16 protein-coding genes are annotated in these 17,867 nt (G+C 44.0%); 13 read left to right on the forward strand and 3 right to left on the reverse strand.

The window, feature by feature from the left end; genetic code table 11:
• Window positions 1-109: 109 nt before the first annotated feature.
• The 7 genes from K5620_RS08140 (at window position 110) to K5620_RS08170 (ending at window position 10,492) form a co-directional block, all read left to right on the forward strand.
• Window positions 110-526: a DUF5329 family protein gene (locus K5620_RS08140; protein WP_016400654.1), complete on the forward strand. Its 417-nt coding sequence runs from the start codon at window positions 110-112 to the stop codon at window positions 524-526.
• Window positions 523-1,428 (forward strand): AraC family transcriptional regulator, encoded by a 906-nt coding sequence (locus tag K5620_RS08145; RefSeq protein ID WP_016400653.1) that lies wholly within the window; start codon window positions 523-525, stop codon window positions 1,426-1,428. Before K5620_RS08140 ends, K5620_RS08145 begins: the two co-directional genes overlap by 4 nt.
• A 179-nt stretch (window positions 1,429-1,607) precedes the next feature.
• Window positions 1,608-2,735, forward strand: coding sequence for an S-(hydroxymethyl)glutathione dehydrogenase/class III alcohol dehydrogenase (locus K5620_RS08150; RefSeq protein WP_016400652.1), 1,128 nt, complete (start codon window positions 1,608-1,610; stop codon window positions 2,733-2,735).
• Between the two features lie 17 nt (window positions 2,736-2,752).
• Window positions 2,753-3,592 (forward strand): S-formylglutathione hydrolase, encoded by an 840-nt coding sequence (gene fghA, locus K5620_RS08155; protein WP_215426349.1) that lies wholly within the window; start codon window positions 2,753-2,755, stop codon window positions 3,590-3,592.
• A 495-nt stretch (window positions 3,593-4,087) separates the two neighbouring features.
• Window positions 4,088-5,251 carry a glycoside hydrolase family 5 protein gene (locus tag K5620_RS08160; protein ID WP_016400649.1) on the forward strand — a complete coding sequence of 388 codons (1,164 nt, stop codon included), beginning with the start codon at window positions 4,088-4,090 and terminating at the stop codon, window positions 5,249-5,251.
• A 177-nt stretch (window positions 5,252-5,428) separates the two neighbouring features.
• Window positions 5,429-9,487, forward strand: a complete 4,059-nt coding sequence (locus K5620_RS08165; protein WP_016400648.1) for an AsmA family protein — start codon at window positions 5,429-5,431, stop codon at window positions 9,485-9,487.
• Window positions 9,488-9,667: 180 nt separating this feature from the next.
• Window positions 9,668-10,492, forward strand: a complete 825-nt coding sequence (locus K5620_RS08170) for a substrate-binding periplasmic protein (RefSeq protein WP_016400647.1) — start codon at window positions 9,668-9,670, stop codon at window positions 10,490-10,492.
• A 14-nt stretch (window positions 10,493-10,506) separates the two neighbouring features.
• On the opposite strand, the gene K5620_RS08175 is transcribed toward K5620_RS08170, so the two are convergent.
• Window positions 10,507-10,746, reverse strand: a complete 240-nt coding sequence (locus tag K5620_RS08175) for a hypothetical protein (RefSeq protein ID WP_016400646.1) — start codon at window positions 10,744-10,746, stop codon at window positions 10,507-10,509.
• Window positions 10,747-10,902: 156 nt separating this feature from the next.
• Here K5620_RS08175 and K5620_RS08180 point away from each other — a divergent pair, with 156 nt between their 5' ends.
• From K5620_RS08180 to K5620_RS08190, 3 genes are all read left to right on the forward strand, one after another.
• Window positions 10,903-12,096, forward strand: coding sequence for an MFS transporter (locus K5620_RS08180; protein WP_016400645.1), 1,194 nt, complete (start codon window positions 10,903-10,905; stop codon window positions 12,094-12,096).
• 20 nt (window positions 12,097-12,116) lie between these two features.
• On the forward strand, window positions 12,117-12,656 hold the full coding sequence (locus K5620_RS08185; RefSeq protein ID WP_016400644.1) for a phosphoribosyltransferase: 540 nt from the start codon (window positions 12,117-12,119) through the stop codon (window positions 12,654-12,656).
• A 139-nt stretch (window positions 12,657-12,795) separates the two neighbouring features.
• Window positions 12,796-13,191, forward strand: a complete 396-nt coding sequence (locus K5620_RS08190) for an ACT domain-containing protein (RefSeq protein ID WP_016400643.1) — start codon at window positions 12,796-12,798, stop codon at window positions 13,189-13,191.
• Between the two features lie 125 nt (window positions 13,192-13,316).
• On the opposite strand, the gene K5620_RS08195 is transcribed toward K5620_RS08190, so the two are convergent.
• Together K5620_RS08195 and K5620_RS08200 are read right to left on the reverse strand one after the other, a co-directional pair.
• A complete protein-coding gene (locus tag K5620_RS08195; protein ID WP_016400642.1) occupies window positions 13,317-13,670 on the reverse strand; it encodes a HopJ type III effector protein in 354 nt (117 codons plus the stop codon).
• A gap of 81 nt (window positions 13,671-13,751) precedes the next feature.
• Window positions 13,752-14,672 (reverse strand): DMT family transporter, encoded by a 921-nt coding sequence (locus K5620_RS08200; RefSeq protein WP_221077466.1) that lies wholly within the window; start codon window positions 14,670-14,672, stop codon window positions 13,752-13,754.
• 111 nt (window positions 14,673-14,783) lie between these two features.
• On the opposite strand from K5620_RS08200, the gene K5620_RS08205 reads away from it, so the two are divergent.
• The 3 genes from K5620_RS08205 to prfH all read left to right on the forward strand — a co-directional run bounded on the left by K5620_RS08205 (window position 14,784) and on the right by prfH (window position 17,818).
• A complete protein-coding gene (locus K5620_RS08205) occupies window positions 14,784-15,698 on the forward strand; it encodes a LysR family transcriptional regulator (protein ID WP_016400639.1) in 915 nt (304 codons plus the stop codon).
• Between the two features lie 333 nt (window positions 15,699-16,031).
• On the forward strand, window positions 16,032-17,192 hold the full coding sequence (locus tag K5620_RS08210) for an RNA ligase RtcB family protein (protein ID WP_016400638.1): 1,161 nt from the start codon (window positions 16,032-16,034) through the stop codon (window positions 17,190-17,192).
• Window positions 17,189-17,818: a peptide chain release factor H gene (gene prfH / locus K5620_RS08215; RefSeq protein WP_040306891.1), complete on the forward strand. Its 630-nt coding sequence runs from the start codon at window positions 17,189-17,191 to the stop codon at window positions 17,816-17,818. The genes K5620_RS08210 and prfH overlap by 4 nt, the downstream gene beginning before the upstream one ends.
• Window positions 17,819-17,867 lie beyond the last annotated feature (49 nt).

Below are 17,867 nucleotides of genomic sequence, written 5' to 3' on the forward strand. Positions count from 1 at the left end.
CTACTTGGCTAAAGTTACTCAGCGATTAACAACAGTTATTTTGTTTCTTGAGCTTAAGGGAAATGAGTCATAGACTAGGCGCAAACCCCTACAATAAAAGGTGTTTTTGATGGTGCTATTTAAACGCGGTGTTAGTTTACTGTTGTTAAGTTTGTGCATGTTTAGTCAATTTGCCTTAGCTGAAACAGCAAGCGACTCAAATTGGGTGCTACAGAAGCAACGAATTGAAGCCCTTTTACAAGCCATTGAACAAGCCGATCTCACTTTTGTTCGCAATGGCTCTGAGCACAATCCTCAGCAAGCAGGCGAACATTTAAGAATGAAGCTAAAGCGCGCGCAAAACAGTTGGTTTGCGCCAGATAAAGAGAGCTGGACCGCCGAAATGTTCATCGACAAGCTTGCCAGCAAGTCGTCCTTGAGCGGTAAACCTTATCAAATTCGTTTTGCCAATGGCGAGCAAGTGGACTCATCCATTTGGCTTTATCAACAGCTCGCTCTATACGATCAGCAGCAGGGAGCACAATGAGTAAAACTAATTATCACCGTAAGTTTGTACCGGTGATTCGTTACTTAGAAAAAAACTACGATAAAAACCTTAATTTGAATGAAGTGGCGGAGATGGCCCATTTATCTCCTTACTATTTTCACCGTGTGTTTAAGGCGGTAACGGGAGAGACTCCCGCCGATTTTATTCGCCGCTTAAAACTTGAGAAAGCCGCCACCCAGCTATTTTTTCATAAAGAAGCGGTTACCAAGGTGGCTTTAGATTTTGGTTTTTCTAGCTCGCAAGCCTTAGCTAAGGCTTTTCGTGGTTATTTCGCACTAAGCCCTAGCGAAGTAAAAAATTGTGAAAGCATGGAGCATTACACTCAATTGCTAAGAGACAGCAAGATTGGACACCTGTTACGCAACAATGGACACGCTTTAGCAAACGGCACGCAATATGATGACACTGCAAATCAAACAAGGAGTGAAATCATGAAAACTGAACATTTTGAAGAAAAGAACTTGGCTTACATTCGGGTAACCGGGCCCTATGGCGAAGGTTACGATGTTGCCAGTGAACGCCTTTATGGCTGGGCGGGACCAATGGGTTTAGCTGACGGTGAGAGTATTTTTATTTATCACGACAACCCAGAGTTAACTCCAGCCGATAAATGCCGTACCGACGTTTGCTTGGCTATACCTGCAGGGGTTACTCCACCTGCAGGCATCGAGTTGCAAACCTTACCTGCGGGGAGTTATGCCAACTTGCGTAAACTGGTAACGGATAAATCGCAATATGCGCTTTACTGGCAGCAGTTGATGACCCAAGTGGTAGACGCAGAGTTAACGGTTGATAACCGCCCGTGTTTCGAGCTTTACCATAGCTACGATTTAAAGACTCACCATGCCGATGTAAGTTTTTGCACCTCAATTAAGTTGTAAGTAGTTCAAGCAACAAAAGTTGCTTACCGTGTTTTTGAGTTCATTTTGTTTTGCAGCCCGTTCGGGCTGCCTTTTTTGTTCCCCAAAATAAAAAATGCTTATAAAGCTCAAGGCTATAGGCTCTGCTATGCTCTGGTAACTGCATGTTTAAATTGCTTATCTATTAGTGAAGGAATGTTATGGATACCAGTAACTTTATTAAATCTCGAGCCGCTATTGCTTGGGCACCCAATCAGCCGCTTTCTATCGAAACCGTAGATGTTATGCCACCTAAGAAAGGAGAAGTGCTGGTTAAGATCATTGCTACAGGGGTATGTCATACCGATGCTTACACCTTATCGGGCGCCGATTCAGAGGGGGTATTTCCCTGTATTCTTGGCCATGAAGGTGGCGGCATCGTTGAGCAAGTGGGTGAGGGGGTTAACTCGGTTAAAGTGGGGGACCACGTGATTCCGCTTTATACTCCAGAATGTGGCGAGTGTAAGTTTTGTCTGTCGGGCAAAACCAACCTTTGCCAAAAAATTCGCTCAACTCAAGGGCAAGGGTTAATGCCAGACGGTACAACCCGCTTTTATAAAGATGGTAAACCCATCTTTCATTACATGGGCTGCTCTACTTTTAGTGAATACACCGTGCTGCCAGAAATATCATTAGCCAAAATAAATCCAAGTGCCGACTTAAAAGAAGTCTGTTTGCTGGGCTGTGGCGTTACCACCGGCATGGGCGCGGTGACAAAAACAGCCAAAGTGCAAGCTGGAGATACGGTGGCAATATTTGGTTTAGGCGGCATTGGCTTGTCTGCAGTGATTGGCGCAGAAATGGCTAAGGCTTCACGCATTCTGGCCATTGATATTAACGAATCTAAGTTCGAGTTAGCCAAACAGCTTGGCGCTACCGACTGCATAAACCCACAAACCATCGATAAACCTATTCAAGATTACATCGTAGAACTTACCGATGGTGGCGTGGATTTTTCGTTTGAATGTATTGGAAACGTAAACGTGATGCGCTCAGCCTTAGAGTGTTGCCATAAAGGTTGGGGTGAATCGGTCATTATTGGGGTGGCTGGAGCGGGCGAAGAGATAAGCACTAGGCCGTTTCAATTAGTTACCGGCAGGGTTTGGCGCGGCTCGGCATTTGGAGGAGTAAAAGGGCGCAGTGAGTTACCAGAATATGTAGAACGTTACATGGCAGGCGAGTTTAAACTTAGTGACTTTATTACCCATACCATGGCTTTAGACAAAATTAATGAGGCATTTGATTTAATGCATCAAGGTAAGAGTATTCGCAGCGTAATTCACTATTAAGGTAGCGTGCAATGACGATTAAATTACTTGCCAGCAACAAAGTGTTTGGTGGAGTCCATCAGCGTTATTCTCATCAATCAGAATCCACGCAATGTGAAATGACTTTTGCTGTGTATATGCCGCCGCAAGCTGCCGAGGATACACCGGTACCCTTGTTGTATTGGTTGTCTGGTTTAACCTGTAGCGACGAAAATTTCATGCAAAAAGCCGGAGCCTTTAAAGTGGCTGCCGAGCTAGGTATGGCGATTGTGGCCCCTGATACCAGCCCACGAGGTGAAGGCGTTGCTGATGACCCAAAAGGTGCTTATGATTTAGGCTTAGGTGCTGGCTTTTATGTTAATGCCAGCCAAGCGCCTTGGGCTAAGCACTATCAAATGTATAGCTATATTTGTGAAGAGTTACCGGCGTTGTTAGAGCAGCATTTTCCCATTTCCCAACAGCGAGCAATTGCCGGGCACTCGATGGGCGGGCATGGCGCATTGTCTATAGCCTTTAAAAACCCCCAGCGTTATTCGTCGGTTTCGGCATTTAGCCCAATCTGTCAGCCTACAAATTGCCCTTGGGGACAAAAGGCTTTTGCGGCTTATTTAGGTAATGACCAACTACGTTGGCAGGAGCACGACAGTAGTTTGTTGATTAAACAATTAAAACCCGAGCAGCAATTACCACTGCTGATTGACCAAGGCAGCGATGACAATTTTCTTGCTGAGCAGCTCAAGCCCGAAACCCTTGTTGATGCCGCTAAGCAACTTGATTACCCAATAAACTTTAGAGTGCAGCAAGGCTACGACCATAGCTATTTCTTCATCGCTAGCTTTATCGAAGACCATCTGCGCTTCCACTTTAAGTATTTTTAGTTAACTAAGGTCTGTTGATCTTTGCTGATGGTTTTTGCAGCAATTTATTAGCCATTTAGGCAAGGCATTGAGTGTGCAGTTAAGTGGGCTTAATAATCACTCGCTAACGCTGAATAAATGGCTAATAAATGCTGCCCAAAGGGTTCGGATAAGCAAGCTTTACTCTTTGTTAAGCACTTCTTGCTTAGCCCACTAGGCTTCTAAGTGCTCGCCGCGATTAAAGCCCGCTTATCTCGAACAACATTTCAACACCAAAGATCAACAGACCCTAGCTACTATCTTTTACGCTAAACCCGCAATTAACACTGCGGGTTTGTTGTTTTTTCACATTCTTTGATGTTTTGTTTGAAACAAATTTGGGCATATTTTCATTGATGCTTTATTAATGTGAGAACCTACAAATTCTGATTACTGAACAAAGCTTTAGCCTAGGTCAGCCCGGGCTAATCAGTTAGCCTGCTAAGTAGTAATAGGTAGTTGTTTAGAAGGTAAAGCATGGAAGTGATTAAGAAATGTCTTCAAGGTGGTGTGTTGCTCAGTAGTTGTATTCTACTTGCAGCATGTGGTGGCGGTAGCTCTGTGGGCGCGCCAAGCGATGCAGAAGTTGAATTGGATAGCGCCTACTACACCGACCTGTATGGTTGGAATGCCAGCGGCGGACTTAGCCAAACCCAACTTGGCCGAGGACTTAACTTAGGTAACTACTTAGAAGCGCCGAATGAAGGAGAGTGGACGGGTGGAAGACTGCTGGTTCAAGAAGATCTACAAATTATTGCTGATGCTGGTTTTAAAACGGTGCGCATCCCGGTGCGTTGGTCAAATCATGCTGGTGAAACAACACCTTATCAAATAGATGCAAGCTTCATGGCTCGGGTTAAGCAAGTGGTAGACTGGAGTTTAGCTGAGGATCTGCAAGTCGTGCTAAACGTTCATCACTACGAAGAAATGATGAACGACGGCGAGAACATGCAAGAAAACCATATACGTCGCTTAGTGGGTATCTGGCAACAAATCAGTGAAGAATTCCCGTTAAGTGAGTATGGCCAAGAGCAAGTGGTATTTGAGCTACTTAATGAGCCAAATGGCACCATTGGCTACGACGACTGGAATGACATCATTGCTCGCCTAACACAGTTGATTTGGACCACTATGGCCGATCAGCAAAACACTGGTAGTGAGCAGCGTACTATTATGATTGGTACCGCCAATTGGGGACACCCTGATGGCTTAACCCAATTGCAATTACCTAGCAGTGTTAACTCCGGCAACACCATTATTACCGTTCACTATTACGAACCGTTCCACTTCACTCACCAAGGCGCCGATTGGGTATCGGGCTCTAATGATTGGATTGGCACACCATGGTTAGGTACTGCTTCAGACCAGCAACCTTTGATTGATTTGTTCGATAGGGTAACGGCTTGGAATGAACAAGCTGGGCGAGGCTTTGAGATCTTCATGGGAGAATATGGCGTGTATTCACTGCATTCTGATCCCGACCATCAACGTGCTTGGACAGCGTTTATTGCTCGTGAAGCAGAAAAGCGCAATATAAGTTGGGCCTACTGGGAGTATGCTTCTGGTTTTGGTGCTTACGATCCTGAAGCCGGTGCGTGGCGACCGGCACTGATTGAAGGATTAATACCTACCTCGCTTTAAAAAATACCCTCTGGCGCTAGTCAGCCTTGGCTAGCGCTAAATATTTCCTTTCTAACTATTATCTTATTGCTAATCAAACACTATAGTTTGTTAGTAGGTTTACAATATCAACATTAAATTCAAGCTATTAGCCGGTGTGCTGGTGGCTTTTTCTGTTATTTAAACGTGACTGTAGTGATGAAAATGAAGCCCTGGCTAAAACGAAGCTTAATAGGTTTAACAGTGTTGTTGCTTATTGTCCTGCTACCCATTGCAGCCTTAATGGTGGGGGTGAAGGTAGAGATTGGTGATAGCCGTCAATTGGTTACCAAGCTACTTAGCGAGCAACTGCAGCGAGATGTTCGTATTAACGGAAATATCCAACTAGAGCTGTCTTTTCGTCCAGCGATTACCGTTGAAGATATTCATATTGCCAATCCTAGCGGCTTTGGTGAACAAAGCTTTGCTCAAGTGCGCAAAACCAGTGCTCAGGTTCAAGTATTGCCATTACTAAGGCAGCATCTAGAGATCGAGCAAGTACTGCTAGATGGCTTTTATTTAGAGTTAATAAGAACCGAGGAAGGGGATAACAATTGGCAATTTGCTAGTTCTGCAACCGCGCCAAGCAATACAGCCTCTCAGCCAGACCTTAGCAAATCAGAAGGTAGCAATGATTTCACTTGGCAAGGTATTAACTATAGCTTTGAAATCAAAGAGCAAATTTTAATTAGTGATGCCAGAATTAGCTACACAGACCAAGCTGCTGAAGCAGTGCTTAGCTGGCAGCTCGAAGAGCTGAAACTAACCTCCTTAGATAGCGAGACCTTGGCGATGACAGCAAAAGGCAGCATGCTAGATGAGCGTTACTCCTTAGATTCAACCTGGCAGTTAGAGCCCTTATTGCAAGGGCGAGCTGGCGACGTGCAACTGAATATGCAGGTGGCAGATGCTAGTTTGGGCTTATCGGGCCAGTTGGCGCCGCAAAAAGAAATAAACAGCTACTTGGAGCTGAAACTTGATTGGCAAAATGCCGATTCGATTGCCCGTTTGTTAGGAGAAAATTTATCGCATATTGCACCCATTAAATTAGCGACCCGTTTTGATGGTAAACCTGGGAGTTATAGTTTATCGCCAATTTCGGCTACTTTAGGGAGTAGCCAATTTTCTGGTGAGTTAGCGCTTACCGGGCACCAGCCAGTGGCTATTAATGGCAACTTAGATATAAACCAAATTGATTTAGGCGTTTGGCTTCCCAACGTTGAGCCTAATCAGTCTTCAGAAGAACCTTTAGTTGATACTCCCACTCAGCCGAAGCCAAATAAGCCCGCTGTCGCGCAAGTTCAAGAAGCAGAAACACAAGCTGAAGCTTTACCGTTGTTGCAGATAATCCGCTACTGGTTAAATCAAGCCGATGCAGATTTGTCGTTAAGCATTGGTGAGATAATCGGGCTACCGCAAGAAATATCATCTATTAGCCTAGGTTTAAAAGTAGAAGGTGAACAGTTAAAAGCACCGCTGCGCGCAGTGGTCGACGACATTCGCTTTCGCGGTAACTTAAAAGCAAATGTGCAGGACGACCGCTTAACAACGTCAATGCGCTTGGTCGCGCAAAAATCTCCACTAGATAAATTAGCCAGCCGCATTCCAATGTTGGCGGGAAGTACTGGAAGCATTGGCCGCTCGGTATTACGCATTAATGCGGCGGGTAGTGATGTTGCTGAGCTACTAGAAAGTAGCCAGTTTAACTACAAGATTGAAGACAGCCGTATGACCTTACCCGCTGGCACCAGTTTTGATATTGCCAGTGCTAACATGAGTGCCGGATTAGCGAGTGAAGTAGCCGTTAATCTTGATGGTGTGTTGCTAGATATTCCGGTTAGCGCGGTAATTCATACCAGCCCTCTAAGAGCCATGCTCAATCAACAAGCGTGGCAAGTGCGCATGCAGTTAGACTCGCCCGCAATAGAGCTAAACCTAAATGGAGAGCTACCTAGTGGCGTGTGGCAGCAGGGAGCAAGTCTGCAGCTAAATGCAAATTCTCCACGTATTGGTTTGCTCGCGCCATGGCTAGGCGTAGATAAAGAAGCGCAGGGGATTTTTAAGCTCGATCTCGCATTGCAGGCAGCAAAAGGGCGTTCATCACTTAACATTAATCAGCTTCAATTGGCCGACAGCCAAGGCAAGTTACAGGCAAGTTGGGATAAAAGTAAAACTGAGCAAGGTTTAGTGAGCATTAGTTCCGATTGGCAACGCATTAACATAGCCCAGTTAATGGCCTTTATGCCCAGCGAATCTGCACAGCCAGGATTAAAAGAAGATAAAGCAGCTACCCAACCGGCTAGTGAAAAGAAGGCAATAGATATTAGTGTGCCTATCTTGCCGCAAGGTGTGGCTATTCATGATGCTGATCTTGATATTTCGGTAGCGCAACTACTGTTAGGTGAACATCAATTTAATCGAATAGCACTGCAAGCTTCTGCGCGTGATGGCTGGTTGCAGCAAGCGCCATTTAGTGGCGAATTTGCTCAAAGTAAAATAGCGGGGAACGCAGTATTAGATTTACGTAGTTCACCACTAAAACTAGATTTTACTGTTGCTAGTGAGCAGCCAAATATCCCTCAATTGCTTAAACAACTCAATATTGCAGAACAAGCTAATTTAGCTTTGGAACGTGCAGAACTAGATTTGTCTTTAACGGGCGACAATATAGCCCAGCTATTAGCGAGCACCACGCTCTCGGCTAAGCTGATTGGCGGCCATTGGGACTTAATTGATCCCAATACTCAAGCGAGCGCAAGAGTAGAGCTCAATCAAGGGAGCTTAACTGCTAGCCCGCAGCAGCCCTTGACTTTGGCCCTAACAGGTCAGTTAAAGCAGCTTCCGTTAAGTGTAGAGCTAAGCACTCTCAGTTTGGCCGAGTTTAGCCAACAACCTCGTGAGCTGCCAATTCAGCTTAATTTAGACATAAACCAGGTTAGCTTAGCGGCAGAGGCGACACTTCCACGTCCAGTTTCAAGCAATAACTTAAGCCTTGCCATGCGCTTAAAAAGTCCTAGTTTAAGTCAGCTAGACAGTTTGCATGGTATTCAACTGCCACCGTTTGGCCCGATAGAGCTTGCCGGTGAATTGCAGATAAACGAGCAAGGCTACGCAATTAATAACATGCTATTAGCGGTAGCAAATAGCGAGCTCACTGGCTTGGCTAACTTAAGTACCGTAAACGCAAAACCCCAACTCGATATTGCGATTAGTGCCAATAATATTCAGTTAGATGATTTTAAAACGGGAGATTGGCAAGGGCTTGAGCAACGCGCTGCTTTGCCAGCTGAACAAACGCAAAGTAATTCTGAGGAGCAAAATAAAGTTGATTCAAACGATGTCGCTCAGCCTTTGTTGAGTCAAGCTGTGTTCCAGCGTTTAAACGCCAATTTTTCTTTAGATGTTGAGCGGGTTAAATCTGGTGAAGATTGGTTAGGCGAGGGTAAATTGCATTGGCAGTTACACGATGGCAGCTTGCGTTTAGCGCCTCTATGGTTGGCCCTGCCAGGCGGTGAAATTAACCTTAGTGGCGAGTTAAGTGCTTTAGAAAATGGTTTTTATAGTCAGCTTAAGGCGGATATCGATAATTTTGATTATGGCTTGTTAGCAAGGCGGATAAAACCCGATACCGAAATGCGTGGTAGTTTTAGTCTACATTTAGATGTAAACAGTGAGTTTGAACTGCTTGAGCAATGGTTAGAGAATGCCAACGGTAAGGTAGGATTTGCGGTTTGGCCTAAAGAATTTGAAGCCGGAATTATGGACTTATGGGCGGTAAGCCTAGCCAGTGCTGTAGTTCCCGAACTAGATGATTCCGACAAATCGGTACTTAATTGCGTGGTGGCCGCCTTTGATAGTAACGATGGTGAATTGGTGCAAAATGTCTTGTTGGCAGACACTTCCCGCATGAGAGTGCTAGGTGAAACCGAAGTGGACTTTAAGCAACAACAAGTAAAAATGGTGTTGCGACCAAAAGCGAAACGCGCCCAAATCTTTGGTTTGTCTACACCGGTACAAGTTACTGGAAGTTTTGAAGATTTCAGAATAGGCATCGCAAGTGGTGGTTTAATTGGCACCACCATTCGTTTTGTAACCAGCCCGGTTGTTTCACCTTTGCGCTGGATAGTGGAAGCGCCGCTGGATGCAGATGGCAGTGAGCTTTGCCGTCAAGCTTGGCAGCAAGCGAAGCAGGTAAATACCGATAAGCAAGCGGATTAGTTTGGTGGACACTCCGCATCCTTAGCTAGTTTATAAAGCGGATGCTGACAATGAGCCTTAAGCTAAATTGGAGTCTGGTCACTAAATACAAATTTTTCAGTTGCTTAGCATTAAGCAAGCTTGATAACTAAGTACTTAGCGCTAACCTTAAGTACAGGTTGTATTTAAGGAAGCTACGCAATGTCCGCGTTTACCAAAACCTTATTCTTAATTGTCGCACTCAGCAGCTCTCAGTGGGTGTCAGCCTCCGAGCTAACTATTTGTAATCGATTAGTGGTAACCGGTAATGCCGAATATCCCCCCATATTATGGCGAGACCAAAATCATCCTGGCAAGCTTACTGGCTTAGCCATAGAACTACTTGAGTTGGCTTTAATGGACACCGAGATTAGTGTTGACGCTCGGGATCGAGGCGTATGGGCAAGAGCATTGCAAGAAGCCAAACATGGTGAAATAGATATGTTAGCGGGCGCCTTTCTAACCAATGAGCGACAAGAATACATGGACTACATTGTGCCGCAGTTTACTGACGTTCCCAGTGTTGTTTGGACCAAAAAAGGTAAGGAATTTAATTATCAAAAATGGGAAGACTTGTTAGACCGCCGTGGAGGCACCTTAGTAAATAACAGCTTTGGTCAAGACTTTGATGCTTACGCCAAAAAGAACCTGAAAATACTTAGCAGTGCATCGGCAGAGCGCTCTTTTGCCATGTTGTTGGCCGACCGTTTCGATTATGTGCTTTACGAGTTATATCAGGGCTTAACTATTTTGGAGTCGGCGGGCTTAAAATCTAAGGTTGTTGCTTTAGATAATCCAATCTCAATAGAGGGTTTGTATTTCACTTTTTCAAAAAAATCAGGTTGTAATAGCGAAGCATTAAGGCGTCATTTAAGTGAACGGGTCACTCAGCTTACTAAGTTTAATACCTTCGAACGTTTATTCGATAAACACATGCAAGCGTGGTTATTGCAGCAATCTAATTTTGGCGTGGTGCAGCGAGATTAAGTACTCAATTGGGCTTAGTGACTAAGCGTACCACCTTCGCTTGTCACTTTCTCTGCACTGACTGCGGTGTTGGCTTCTTGCCAACCGCGGGTTTCGTTAATAAGCTGTTCAACCATCTCGGCATTACCAACAACAACCCCTTCTTCTAAGACCACCAAGCTATTGTTCCGCTCTTCAATCTGAAAATTAGTGCGGATGATTTCGTTGTCACGATATCCGGCAGAATTGAAAAAACGAATTTTGTAAGTATTCATGCCTTCACCTCTATTTGAAGAGCAAAGAATTGCCTTTCATCATTAACTGAGAGTTTTGTTGTATTTTATGAGAGAAAATCGCTATTAAGCAATCGTAGTGAAGAGTATTGTTCAGTTACTTTGATGTTCATCTGTCTTACCTAGTGAGTAACTGAAATGCTATTGCTGTTAGCGATTATTTACCTGGCGTTTATTAGCCTTGGTTTGCCCGACTCACTATTGGGCTCATCGTGGCCAATCATGCGGGGCGACTTAGACGCCAGCCTCGAATTTGCCGGTGCAATTTCTATTGTTGTTAGCGCGGGAACAGTGGTGTCGAGTCTATTATCTACTCGGCTTACTCATTACTTTGGCACAGGTAAAGTGGTAGCTGTAAGCGTACTAATGACTGCGATTGCTTTATTTGGCTTTAGCTTAACTTACAACGTTTGGTTACTGGCGCTTTTGGCTGTGCCTTTAGGTTTAGGTGCGGGCGCAGTGGATGCCGCTTTAAACAACTTTGTCGCGATAAACTACAAAGCCAAACATATGAATTACCTGCATTCTTTTTGGGGCGTTGGTGCCACCGCTGGTCCTTTGATTATGGCGATTTATCTGAGTCAGCAACAAGGTTGGCGCGACGGTTACGCCAGTATTTCTTATATTCAGTTTGCCTTAGTTGCAGTATTGCTGTTGGCTTTGCCCCTGTGGCGACGCGCAACCAGCGAGAAGTTAGCAGCAAGCGGCGAGCAGCATACACCGCTAAGCAATGCTACAGCCTTTAAAATGAAGGGCGTTAAGCTGCAATTGCTTACTTTTTTTTGTTATTGCTCCTTAGAAGCGGGGACTGGCTTGTGGGCCGCTAGTTACTTAATTAGTCAGCAGCAAGTAAGTGCTGCCAATGCTGCTTTTTGGACCGCTATGTACTTTTTGGGGATTACGCTGGGGCGCTTTATATGTGGATTTGTTTCTGAGCGAATTGCAGAAGATAAACTAGTTCGTGGTGGAGTATTGACTATTTTTGTTGGCGTTATGTTTTTGCTGATACCTGGTTGGCCAATGCTGGCTAAAATCGGCTTAATGTTTATCGGCTTTGGTTGTGCGCCTATCTATCCAAATACTATTCATCTAACGCCACAACGGTTTGGCAAGCAAGCAACGCAGACTATTATTGGTTTATCGATGGCTTGCGCCTATGTTGGGACTACCTTAATGCCTCCGTTTATCGGCTTATTGGCTGCATCCAGTTCTTTTGTGGTCCTGCCAATCGCATTGCTAGTGTTTAGTGGTTTAATGATGTTTAGCACCGAACGACTGAAACTCTGGCCGCAGTCGCAGCCAACAAAAAGCGATCAGCCAGCCATCACTTAGTTCAAATACAAAGGGTTTTTATGGGAAACAAACACATCGGCGAGCTGGTATTAAGCCAGCAACAAATTAGCCAAGGAGTAAGTACGGTAGCTAAGCAACTAAATCACTTGTATGCAGGTAAAACGGTTGTGCTAATTACGGTAGTTCCGGGAGGTATTTTATTTACTGCTGATCTGGTGCGCCAGTTAAACTTTGAAGTTGAAATGGATTACATCTCTTGCCCACATACACCTGGCGATCGGCAGAACAACTCCACCATTGTTTATCATCAAAATATCGAAATTAACAATAAGCCAGTGATTGTAATTGATGATGCCATAGAGTCTGGCGGAACGATGCAGCGGCTTATTGCCCATCTAAGTGCTCAGTTCTCACCCTCATCTTTGTCTATTGCTAGTTTGCTGGTAAAACCCGGCAGAGTAGATATTCCAGTAAAACAACATTTTGCTTATTTAATGGACAGCGACGATATGCTGGTGGGTTATGGTTTACCTTGGAACAATTTAAACCGTAACCTTCCTTATATCTCTAAACTAAAAGTGGTAGATGACAAGCAATAAATCTAACGACCCAAAGGAGTATAAGATTTAGGGTAAGCTAACAGATAGCTTGCTATGTTCTTGGGGAATGGGGGAAACCACTAAGTATTTTGCTCATGGTTTTATACAATAAAGGCGCATTCACAAAAGGATTTCCAGCATGTCAGGAATTACAGATTTAGACGAGCTTTTAAGGTCTATGCACCCTAAGTTGATAGATGCAGAATTTGTATTCTGCACGGTTCCTGGAGGTATTAGCGAATACTTGGAACTAGAGCCTGTAGCCACTTTTATAGAATCTGAAGGTTTAACACTTGTTGTTAAAAAGGCAGCGGCTAAAGCAGCGGGCTTGGAATATGAGGGCTCATTCAGCCAGATTACCTTAACAGTGCACTCTAGCTTAGAGGCTGTTGGGCTAACCGCCGCTGTTGCCAACAAGCTCGCATCAAAAGGTATTAGCGCGAACGTAATTGCTGCCTATTATCACGATCATGTATTTGTGCAAACCGACAAAGCAAAAGCAGCAATGCATGCCTTACAAGAGTTTGGCGTTTAGGGTTGCTAAGTGCGGTTTAAAGTCTGCAGTCATTGCCGAGTAGTGCTACTTTTTGAGGGGGCTCTGAGAAGCGGTGGAGATGATACTAGCGAAGTAAAAAACCGCATTAAGCGGCTTTTTACGTTTTAAGCTTTAAGGCTTAAGGCAGGTTGGCTGAAGCTAATGCCATCCCAACCGTTTTTAATAAACTGGCGAATATTTTGGTGGTCGTCACTGTATGGCGTAGACAATACATCTTGGTAGTATTGGCCAAACAAGGCTAGGGTTTGTTGTTTACTTAATCCGTTTAATTGACCAAAAGCAAATACTTTGCATGAGCCTGAGTTTTCACCTTCGGCATTATGTTGCTTGCCGTTGCTAAATGCACTTGGCGTGAACTCGTAGTTTGCATCAATAATTTTCATACTATCTTCAAAGCGAATTTGATCGGGATCTTTAGTAAGAACTTCAACAAAGTTAGCGATATCTGCCTGTGCCATGAGTTACGTCCTGTAGTGTTGGTTTATTCGCGCTTACCTTATTTGAGAATATTGCCTCGGGTCAAGAAAAAATCATCTGTTTCAACTATTGTCATTTTGAATAATTAGCATTGCAAAAAACACCAGTATTGCGCCAGGCAATAATCGCCATGATAGTTGCTCAAACCCCATACTTACTGTAAGCACTAAAACCAATAGAGGCGTTAAGTAACTGTAGGCTGCCACTTTGGTGGGGCCAAGGCGCACCGTACCTATTTGCAGCAAGAAAAAGGTAGTTAGGGTAGTGAATAACGCTAAATAGCCAATGCCAGCATAAGCTTTTAGGGGCACTGCTAACCAATTAATCTCATTTAAGCTGTTGAGTGAAAGTAGCAACAAAAACAGGCTGCCAAATGTTAAGACCCAAAATGTCATTAGTTCTTGTGGCTCGCCTTGGTAAAGCTTTTTCATTAAGGGGTTATAAATACTTAAAGCGACACAGCCGAGCAAAAACAGCAAGTCTCCTTGATTTAGCGTTAATGCAAACAGCGCATTAACATCACCGCGAAATACAATCCATAAAGCGCCCAAAGTACCCATTGTTAAACCCACCGCTCTCTGTAGTTTTAAGGCTTGGCCTAGGATAAAAAAGCTAGTAAGGGCGGTAATGGCAGGCAATGTTGTATATAAAGCACCGGTGTTTAACGCGCTGGTATGGCGCAGCGCTTCAAACATACACCAAAAAAATATCACCAAGGGTACGCTCAGCAATGCATATCCCATTAAGGTTTTACCGGAAGGTAACGTTAATCCGTTTCTGTACAACACATAGGGGGCAAATAACAAAGCCGCAGTGAGGAAGCGCAAAAACATCATCACTACTGGAGGTAATGCATGGGTAATCGCCGCGCCGACTGGGAAAGAGCTAGCGACTAGCGTAACCATTAGCAGCATCAAGCCATGGGTTGCCAAATGGTTGTTGTTTAAGCTTGGCTTAGTGTGAGTGTAGCTTGGGTTTAGCATGGCAAATACCGCGTTATTCAGTCATGCCGCCAGTGTAATAATATTTATATTGACTGATAATCCCTCTATTTTGATAATAACTGTTGAGATTAAGTTGACAGTGGTGAGCGCATGGACGGATTTGCAGCAATTCCTGTATTTGTAGCAGTAGTTGAACATGGTGGGTTTTCGCCTGCAGCGCGTAGTTTGGGGATCTCCAAGTCGGCAGTAAGTAAGCGGATTAATCTACTCGAACAGCAACTTGGGGTTAAATTACTGCACCGTACTACCCGTAAACTGAGTTTAACCGAAGCGGGTAAGCATTATTTTGAGCATGCGGTAAAAGCCAATAATGCCGCAAAAGATGCCCAAGATGCGGTTGCCCAATTGCAGGGGGAGCCACAAGGTTTGCTGCGCATTAACACGCCTATGTCTTTTGGCCGTTTACATATAGCACCGCTGATAGCCAAGTTTTTGCAGCGTTATCCTAAAATTACTATTGATATGGTGATGGACGACAAAGTTGTCGACTTGGTGGCCGAAGGTTTTGACGTAGCAATACGAGCCGGAAACTTGCCCGATTCATCATTAATTGTGCGTAAACTTGCTCCGCTAAAAAGCGTGTTATGCGCCTCTCCAGAGTATTTAAAGCATTATGGTATACCGCAAACTATTGAACAATTAGCCGCCCACAATTGCCTTCAGTTTAGCTATTCTCGAGATGTAAAAGAATGGACATTTATGCGTGATGGACAATCACAATCAATAGACGTAAAAGGCAATTATCGAGTGAATAACAGTGAAGCTTTGCGCGAAGCCATGTTGCAAGGATTAGGCATTGGGCGCTTACCCACTTTTGTGGCTGGGCCAGATATTGTAGCGGGGCGTTTAATTAAGCTGTTAAACCAATACCAAATGCCAAACCAAAGCATTTACGCAGTGTTTTCAGAGCGTCAATTTTTGCCTGCCAAGGTGAGAGCTTTTGTCGATTTTGCCATAGAGCACTTAGCTGCAGAACAGCCATATTGGGAGCTTAAGGATAAATAGTGGTGTGGGGTTTATGCTTGCTAATTTTTGTTCCCATCATAGCGATATGTTTAGCTTTTTTTAACTAATGATTATTTAATCATTGATTTTAAAGAATTGTTTGCCTAGTATCGACGCTCAATTAATTATCAATTTATCTGCGAAGGAGAAATATCATGACTAAATCAACCACAACCTTTGCAGGTCTAGCTGGGTAAAAGTTTTTATTGTTGAGCTTGTTATCTCTAACTGTCTACTCATATAAGAACTAGAAACCTTCCGCTTTATTTCCTTTCAGAAAAAGACCTGCCAATTCGTTTTATGTTTTAAATCCTTTTAAAAGGAATTGGTATTATGGGCAAATCCGTCCAAAAAATTACTGACAAAGTTAGCCTTATTGCATCCAAAAATACTTGGGTCGAGGGGCTAGCAATACAACAATTAATAAAAACTTCTGAGCTACCTAGCATGAACTTAGTTGCTGGTATGCCTGATCTTCACCCCGGTAGAGGATACCCAATTGGTGCTGCATTCCATGCGTTAGATAAAGTGTATCCGGCGTTGGTTGGGAACGATATAGGGTGTGGTATGGCCTTATGGCAAACATCAACCAAGTTAGCTAAATTAAATTTGCTCAAGTTAGAGAGAAAACTTAAACATGTGGAAATGCCATTAGATGACGCTTGGTTACCCATCATCGCTAGAAGGAAGCAAGAAAAGCGCATTATCAATTCATGTTTTGACAATGCGTTTGGGACAATCGGCGGCGGTAATCACTTTGCTGAGTTTCAAGCTATTGAAGAAGTTTTTAACCAACAAGCTATAGATGAGTTAGGACTAGATCGTAAGAGGCTTCAATTACTGGTTCATTCAGGATCGCGAGGCTTAGGTCAATCGATACTGCTTGAACATGTCACTAAGTATAGCCATGGCGGGTTGTCAACAGACAGCAAAGACTTTGGAGATTACATCTCAAAACACGACGAAGCGGTGCGTTGGGCAGAACTTAATCGAGAGCTTATTGCTTTGCGCTTTATTGATGCCATTAATGCGTCAGGCACTATGTCTATGGATGTTAACCATAACCTCGTTACTGCGAAAAAAGTGGCTAATCAAAATGGATGGTTACATAGAAAAGGTGCGACACCTAGTGATCAAGGTTATGTGGTGATTCCAGGTTCCCGTGGCGATTACACCTACCTAGTTAAACCAATAAATGCTTATACACAATCTAGCAATCTGTTTTCTTTAGCTCATGGAGCAGGGAGAAAATGGAAGCGTGGAGAATGCCAAGGCCGCTTAAGCCATAAGTATAAACGCGAGGATATGATTAACACTGCCCTAGGCAGTAGAGTAGTTTGCGGAAGTAAGGAACTACTATATGACGAAGCTCCTCAAGCTTATAAAAGCAGTGAAAGTGTTATTTCTGACATGCTCAACGCTGGTTTAATTGAGTTAGTTGCTAAGTTGCGCCCGGTGTTAACGTTTAAAACTAACGGGAGTTGTGGGGGATGATCTTATTACAGCTTTCTGCAGGGCAAGGTCCAATCGAATGTTGTCGAGCTGTGGCTTTAGCGCTTAAGGTAATTGAAAGTCAGTGCAACAAAAGATTGATAGATATGGAACTAATTGAGGCCAATGAGGCGGAAGTTAGTGGCTGTCTGAAGTCTGCCTTACTAAAGCTAGACGCTACAAATTCAAAAGACGCCTCGCAGCTAGCAACTGAGTGGCAAGGCGCATTGTTGTGGGTTTGCCAAAGCCAGTTTAGGCCACAACATAAGCGCAGAAACTGGTACTTTAGTGGGCGTTGCTTTGAAGTAGATGACCTTAAATATGATGCTGAGTTAAGGTTTCAAACCTGCCGCGCCTCTGGTGCTGGTGGCCAACATGTTAACACTACTGATTCGGCCGTTCGAGCGATACATGTGAACTCTGGACTATCGGTGAGAGTTGAAAGTGAGCGCAGTCAACACGCTAATAAACGTTTAGCTCGAGCGTTGTTGCTGCAAAAGTTGGAATTAACCAAGCTAGATAAAATGGGCCAGCAGGAAAAGTCACGCTGGCTTCAACATTTGCAAGTTGAGCGGGGTAATCCAGTGAAGACCTTTAAAGGTGAGAGGTTTAAGTTGGTCAATTCTTAGTTATGAATAAGACCTTGTCGCCACATATAGTTAAAGGTGGCAAGGTTTT

Origin of the sequence: Agarivorans albus (assembly GCF_019670105.1) — a bacterium.
Lineage (GTDB): Bacteria > Pseudomonadota > Gammaproteobacteria > Enterobacterales > Celerinatantimonadaceae > Agarivorans > Agarivorans albus.

What these genes read in the sequence shown, in the direction of transcription:
- K5620_RS08190 (WP_016400643.1), top strand. Translation starts at nt 12,796, where the DNA reads ATGTCAGGAATTACAGATTTAGACGAGCTTTTAAGGTCTATGCACCCT.
- K5620_RS08175 (WP_016400646.1), bottom strand. Translation starts at nt 10,746, where the DNA reads ATGAATACTTACAAAATTCGTTTTTTCAATTCTGCCGGATATCGTGAC.
- K5620_RS08140 (WP_016400654.1), top strand. Translation starts at nt 110, where the DNA reads ATGGTGCTATTTAAACGCGGTGTTAGTTTACTGTTGTTAAGTTTGTGC.
- K5620_RS08185 (WP_016400644.1), top strand. Translation starts at nt 12,117, where the DNA reads ATGGGAAACAAACACATCGGCGAGCTGGTATTAAGCCAGCAACAAATT.
- K5620_RS08160 (WP_016400649.1), top strand. Translation starts at nt 4,088, where the DNA reads ATGGAAGTGATTAAGAAATGTCTTCAAGGTGGTGTGTTGCTCAGTAGT.
- K5620_RS08205 (WP_016400639.1), top strand. Translation starts at nt 14,784, where the DNA reads ATGGACGGATTTGCAGCAATTCCTGTATTTGTAGCAGTAGTTGAACAT.
- prfH (WP_040306891.1), top strand. Translation starts at nt 17,189, where the DNA reads ATGATCTTATTACAGCTTTCTGCAGGGCAAGGTCCAATCGAATGTTGT.
- K5620_RS08150 (WP_016400652.1), top strand. Translation starts at nt 1,608, where the DNA reads ATGGATACCAGTAACTTTATTAAATCTCGAGCCGCTATTGCTTGGGCA.
- K5620_RS08145 (WP_016400653.1), top strand. Translation starts at nt 523, where the DNA reads ATGAGTAAAACTAATTATCACCGTAAGTTTGTACCGGTGATTCGTTAC.
- K5620_RS08170 (WP_016400647.1), top strand. Translation starts at nt 9,668, where the DNA reads ATGTCCGCGTTTACCAAAACCTTATTCTTAATTGTCGCACTCAGCAGC.
- K5620_RS08200 (WP_221077466.1), bottom strand. Translation starts at nt 14,672, where the DNA reads ATGCTAAACCCAAGCTACACTCACACTAAGCCAAGCTTAAACAACAAC.
- K5620_RS08210 (WP_016400638.1), top strand. Translation starts at nt 16,032, where the DNA reads ATGGGCAAATCCGTCCAAAAAATTACTGACAAAGTTAGCCTTATTGCA.
- K5620_RS08165 (WP_016400648.1), top strand. Translation starts at nt 5,429, where the DNA reads ATGAAAATGAAGCCCTGGCTAAAACGAAGCTTAATAGGTTTAACAGTG.
- K5620_RS08195 (WP_016400642.1), bottom strand. Translation starts at nt 13,670, where the DNA reads ATGGCACAGGCAGATATCGCTAACTTTGTTGAAGTTCTTACTAAAGAT.
- K5620_RS08180 (WP_016400645.1), top strand. Translation starts at nt 10,903, where the DNA reads ATGCTATTGCTGTTAGCGATTATTTACCTGGCGTTTATTAGCCTTGGT.